At 67.4% G+C, this 5,284-nt stretch carries 5 protein-coding genes; 3 read left to right on the forward strand and 2 right to left on the reverse strand.

What is annotated here, in order from left to right; genetic code table 11:
• Positions 1-869 (forward strand): GNAT family N-acetyltransferase (locus tag ACTIIH_RS15580; RefSeq protein WP_441452761.1); only part of this gene is annotated, 869 nt, incomplete at its 5' end.
• A gap of 12 nt (positions 870-881) precedes the next feature.
• On the opposite strand, the gene ACTIIH_RS15585 is transcribed toward ACTIIH_RS15580, so the two are convergent.
• Positions 882-1,298 carry an RNA-binding S4 domain-containing protein gene (locus ACTIIH_RS15585; RefSeq protein WP_441090758.1) on the reverse strand — a complete coding sequence of 139 codons (417 nt, stop codon included), beginning with the start codon at positions 1,296-1,298 and terminating at the stop codon, positions 882-884.
• Complete coding sequence (locus ACTIIH_RS15590) at positions 1,298-2,188, reverse strand: NUDIX hydrolase (RefSeq protein WP_441452762.1); 891 nt, start codon at positions 2,186-2,188, stop codon at positions 1,298-1,300. Before ACTIIH_RS15590 ends, ACTIIH_RS15585 begins: the two co-directional genes overlap by 1 nt.
• A 194-nt stretch (positions 2,189-2,382) precedes the next feature.
• Between ACTIIH_RS15590 and ACTIIH_RS15595 the strand changes: the two genes are divergently transcribed.
• Positions 2,383-4,230 (forward strand): proline--tRNA ligase, encoded by a 1,848-nt coding sequence (locus ACTIIH_RS15595; protein ID WP_441452763.1) that lies wholly within the window; start codon positions 2,383-2,385, stop codon positions 4,228-4,230.
• A 51-nt stretch (positions 4,231-4,281) separates the two neighbouring features.
• Complete coding sequence (locus ACTIIH_RS15600) at positions 4,282-5,049, forward strand: TSUP family transporter (protein ID WP_441452764.1); 768 nt, start codon at positions 4,282-4,284, stop codon at positions 5,047-5,049.
• Positions 5,050-5,284 lie beyond the last annotated feature (235 nt).

Genomic DNA, 5,284 nt, shown 5'->3' on the forward strand with positions numbered 1-5,284 from the left:
TCGCACGACTGGAACATCAGCACACCCGGTGGCTGACGGACCTGCTTGCGCGCAACCCCTGCGAGAACGTCTACCTCATCTCCCTGCTCGAAGTCACGGGCACCGCCCGTCTGAGCTCCCCGGCAGGCACCCTCTACGGAATCTTCGATGGTGACCGGCCCGTCGCCGCCTACTGGGTGGGCGGCAACATCATCCCGGTCGCAGCGACCCCGGCGACGAATGAGATGCTTGCCCGCAAGCTCAATGCCGACGGTCGCGTGTCCTGCTCACTCATCGGCAGCCGATCGGTCATCCTCGACCTGCAGCAGCGACTCAATTGGGGCCGACCGCGGGGAGTGCGCGAACGGCAGCCTCTGCTGGCCATCAGCTCGGATCCGCTGGTCACCCCCGACGAGCACGTGCATCGGGTGACCCTCGACGACCTGGGTGCGGTGTTTCCCGCCAGTGTGGACATGTTCACCAAAGAGGTCGGATTCTCACCGATCGAGGACGGCAGCGCCGGGTACCTGGCGCGGGTGCGCGGGATCATCCGCGGCAAGAACTGCTATGCCCGGATCTCTGCGACCCTGCCCCAAGGCGGTGCGGTGCCGCGGTGGCCGGCCGAAGAGCAGGACGAACAGGTGCTGTTCAAGGCCGATATCGGCATTCGTGCCCGCCGCATCGTCCAGGTCCAAGGGGTATGGGTCCATCCCGCGGTGCGCAAACAGGGGCTCGGGGCCGCGGGCATGGCCGCAGTCGTCCAGCGTACCCGTGACAACGGCCATTCCACGGTGAGCCTGTATGCCAATGACTACAACGAGACGGCGCTGCGCATGTACGCCCGCGTCGGCTTCGAACAGGTCGGCACCTTTGCCACCATCATGTACTGAGCGCTCGGCGAATCAGTCGCGGCGGTTGCGCGACCGGGGCTTGGCCAGATCGCCGAGGAACTTCTCCATCTCCCGGCGGTCCTTCTTCGTCGGACGCCCCAGCCCTTTGTCGCGTCGGGGCACGAAGCCGCGCAGCGCGGGATCGGGTAGGGGAGTGAGGTCCTCATAGCACTGTACGGCGATGGAGGCCTGCATCCGGGTGGGGATGAAACCGGTGATCTTCCAGATGAACTCGGACCCGGCCTTGCGCACCCGCACCTCTTGGCCGATCGTCACTTTCTGCGCGGCCTTGACCCGCTGACCGTCGACCTGCACATGCCCGCCACGACACGCCTGAGTGGCGAGGTTGCGGGTCTTGAACATCCGCGTCGTCCACAGCCACACGTCGACGCGCATGTGCTTGGCCGCATCTCGGTTGATCTCGGTCATCAGTGATGACCGTCCGGAGAATTCGGGCCGGCAGGGCGGGTATCGGCAGTGTGCGTGCCCGATGAGTGCATGCCGGCAGAGGCATCGTCGGGCACCTCGATCCGGGTGTCGGCACGCAGCGCTAGATCCGACCGTCGGGTGAATGTCTGCGCCGGACGCCCTCGCCCCTGGCTGACGGCCTCCCCGGTGGGATCGAGCAGAGGCAGCATGGTGCGACGAAACGTATCGGCCTGCAGGCTCTCCCCGGCGACGATCTCATGGAGTTCGCGCAGGTGCCGCAGCGAGAACTCCTTCTCCAACAGCCCGAAGGGATCCGGGGTGCGCTCGTGTAGGGCCCGCAGGCGGTGTACGGCCACGCGCACGATCTCCTGATGTTCGGCACTGAGCTCATGAACGTCATGGACGGGCACGAGCTTCCTGCTGTGGACGGGGGAGTCCGGGTGATCGGAATCCGACTCCGCAGACTCAGGGTCGGCGGCCTCGGGGAGGGCTGCCTCGGTGGGGGACGTCTCCGCTCCCTCGGTGGCAGCGCCCGGCACGGCCGGCTCGGTTGGGGTGTCATCCTCGGCGAGCCCGACGTCGGCGGCGGAGAGCACATCGAGATGGGCCACGGAGATCACCCAGCCGCGATCATCACGGTCGGGCTGGTCGAACACGTGCAGCTGGACGGGGGCGCGGTCGACCAACCGGGCCTTCTCGCGCAGACAGCGGGCGACCGCCTCGGCGAGGCGTTCCTGCGGACGCAGAATCGACCCGGGCAGCTGCCACACCCCGTCGCCGGGATGGGTCATGAGAACATGCAGGCCACGGCCGGGCACGGGGCAGAGGACCGCGGTGTCGACCGCGACTGAGGGCCGCGGGAACTGCGTGAGTTGGCTGGGATCAGGCATGCTCTTCGTATCGTTCGGACTCGTCATTTCAGCGGGGACCGGACGGCCCCGACCAGGGCTGGACTTGGGTGCTGCAGCCCCCAGTCTAATTCTCTTCCCCCAGGTGACGAATCAGCGCCCGCACCGATTCCCTCCGCTTCGACCGCGTGCGATAGTGTTCGATCTGAGTCTTGACAAGTTGAGGAGATTTACCCATGGCCCTGCGCATGTCGTCCCTGTTCGTGCGAACCCAGAAGGAGGACCCGGTCGGCGCCGAGGTGGCCAGCCACAAACTGCTGCACCGTGCCGGATACATCCGCAGGTCGGCGCCGGGAATCTACACGTGGCTGCCGTTGGGCCTGGCCGTGCTGCGCAAGATCGAAGCGATCGTGCGCGAAGAGATGGCGCTCGCCGGCTCCCAGGAAGTCCACTTCCCGGGGCTGCTGCCCGCCGAGCCGTACAAGAAGTCCGGCCGGTGGGAGGCCTTCGGGCCCGACCTCTTTCATCTCAAGGACCGCCGCGAGAACGACTACATCCTCGCGCCCACCCATGAGGAGGTCTTCACCCTCCTGGTCAAGGACCTCTACTCCTCGTACAAAGACCTGCCGCTGTCGATCTACCAGATCCAGACGAAATACCGCGACGAAGCCCGCCCCCGCGCCGGCCTGCTGCGCGGACGCGAATTCATCATGAAGGACGCCTACTCCTTCGACATCGACGACGCCGGACTCGACGACTCCTACGAGGCCATGCGCGTGGCCTACCTGCGTGCCTTCGCCCGCCTCGGCCTGCCGTGCCTGCCGGTCAAGGCGACCCCGGGCGCCATGGGCGGCTCCGGAACCGAAGAATTCATCTACCCCTCCGAGGTCGGCGAGGACACGTTCGTGAAGTCGCCGGGCGGATACGCCGCGAACGTCGAGGCCGTGACCTCGATCGTGCCCGAGGCGATTCCCTACTCGCAGTCGCCGGCCGCGCATGTCGAGGACACCCCGGACACCCCGACGATCGAGACCCTCGTGGCCGCGGCGAACGCATCGCACCCGCGCGCCGATCGCGAATGGACCGCCGCCGACACGCTGAAGAACGTCGTCTGCGCCGTCACCCACCCCGACGGCACCCGCGAGATCATCGTCATCGGCCTGCCCGGTGACCGCGAAGTCGACCTCGACCGGGCCGCCGGCACCGGAATGCTCGGCGACGGTGAGGTCGACCTCGAAGCCGCGACCGCTGAGGATCTCGCCGCCCACCCGGAGCTCGTCAAGGGCTACATCGGACCCGGCAATTCCCTCGACGCACCGGTTCTCGGCCTCGAATCTGCCTCGAAGATCCGCTACCTCCTCGACCCCCGCGTCGTCGACGGCACCCGCTGGATCACCGGAGCCAATGAGCCCGGCCGCCACGTCTTCGACCTCGTCGCCGGACGCGACTTCACCGCCGACGGCACCATCGAAGCCGCCCAGGTCGTCCTCGGCGATCCGGCACCGGACGGCTCCGGTCCGCTGGAACTGGCCCGCGGTGTCGAGATCGGTCAGATCTTCAAGCTCGGCCGCAAATACGCCGAATCCCTCGACCTCAAGGTCCTCGACCAGAACGGCAAGGCGACGACCGTGACCATGGGCTCATACGGCCTCGGCGTCACCCGTGTCATGGCCTGCATCGCCGAGGAGTACCATTCCGAGGACGGACTCCTGTGGCCGCAGCATCTGGCCCCGGCCGATGTGCACATCATCGTCGCCGGCAAGGGCGAGGAGATCGCCGCAGCCGCCGAGACGATGACGACCGAACTCGAAGCCGAAGGTGTCAGCGTCCTGCTCGATGACCGCAATAAGGTATCGCCCGGGTTCAAGTTCGCCGATGCCGAGCTCATCGGAATTCCCACTGTCATCGTCGCCGGCCGCGGTCTGGCCGACGGCGTCGTCGAGGTCCGCGACCGTCTGGCCGGGGAGAAGTTTGACCAGCCCGTCGCCGAGGTGGTCCCCGCCACCGTGGCTCGGGTGCGTGAGGCGTACGCGAAGGCCGCAGCCGCAGCCGATGCGGCGGTCAGCGCCGACCAGAACGCCTGAGCCGCCTCGGTGTTCGACGCCCTCGCCGGAGGCATCGACGTCACCTGGACGATGGTCCTGTGGCTGCTCGCCGCGGGAGTTCTGGCCGGGTGGATCGATGCCGTCGTCGGCGGGGGCGGACTGATCCAGCTGCCGGCGCTGCTGCTCGTGCCGGGGATGAGCCCCGTCCAGGCGGTCGCGACGAACAAGATCGGGTCGATTGCGGGCACGACCGCCTCGGCGATCACCTATCTGCGCACGATCGCCCCGGATCGGTCCGCGACGATCCCGGCCGCAGCCTCGGCGTTCTTAGGAGCCGCGCTTGGGGCGAAGCTCGCGACCTTGGTGCCGGCTGAGGCGTTCACCCCGATCATCCTGGTCGCGCTCATCGGTGTCGGGATCTTCACCGTGCTCAACCCGAGCCTCGGGGCCGAGGCCACCCTGCGGTTCGGGGAAACGTCGAAACGCCACCATGCCCTGTCGTGGCTGATCGGGCTCGTCGTCGGCATCTACGACGGGGTGCTCGGACCGGGCACGGGATCGTTCCTCGTCATTGCCTTCGTCTCGATCATCGGATTCTCGTTCCTGCAGGCCTCGGCGACGGCGAAGGTCATCAACTGGGCGACGAACTTCGGAGCGCTCGTCTACTTCATCCCCGACGGTCAGGTCGTCTGGCTGCTGGGCGTGGTTGTGGCCATCGGCAACGTCACCGGCGGAATCTTCGGCGCCCGCACCGCGCTGGCGAGGGGCTCCGGGTTCGTCCGTGTCATCTTCGTCATCGTCGTCTCCGTGCTGATCCTCAAGCTCGGCTTCGACGTCATCGCCACCCTCATCCACTGATTACTACCCGACGGGGGCCCAGCAACCACGCGCCAGGTTGCTGGGCCCCCGTCAGGTAGCAAGTGGGGTCAGCCGATGGGCTTGAGGGCGTGTGCGTTGACTCCGGCGACATCGGCGCGGGAGAGGGCGCGGGCCACCCACAGGGAACGAGCCGCATCGGCCAGGCTCGAACTCGACCCGCCGGAGGCTGCGCGCAGGTACCAGAACATGTTCGTGACCTCACGAGCCACGGTCG

The organism is Brevibacterium sp., from assembly GCF_052105255.1.
Lineage (GTDB): Bacteria > Actinomycetota > Actinomycetes > Actinomycetales > Brevibacteriaceae > Brevibacterium > Brevibacterium linens_B.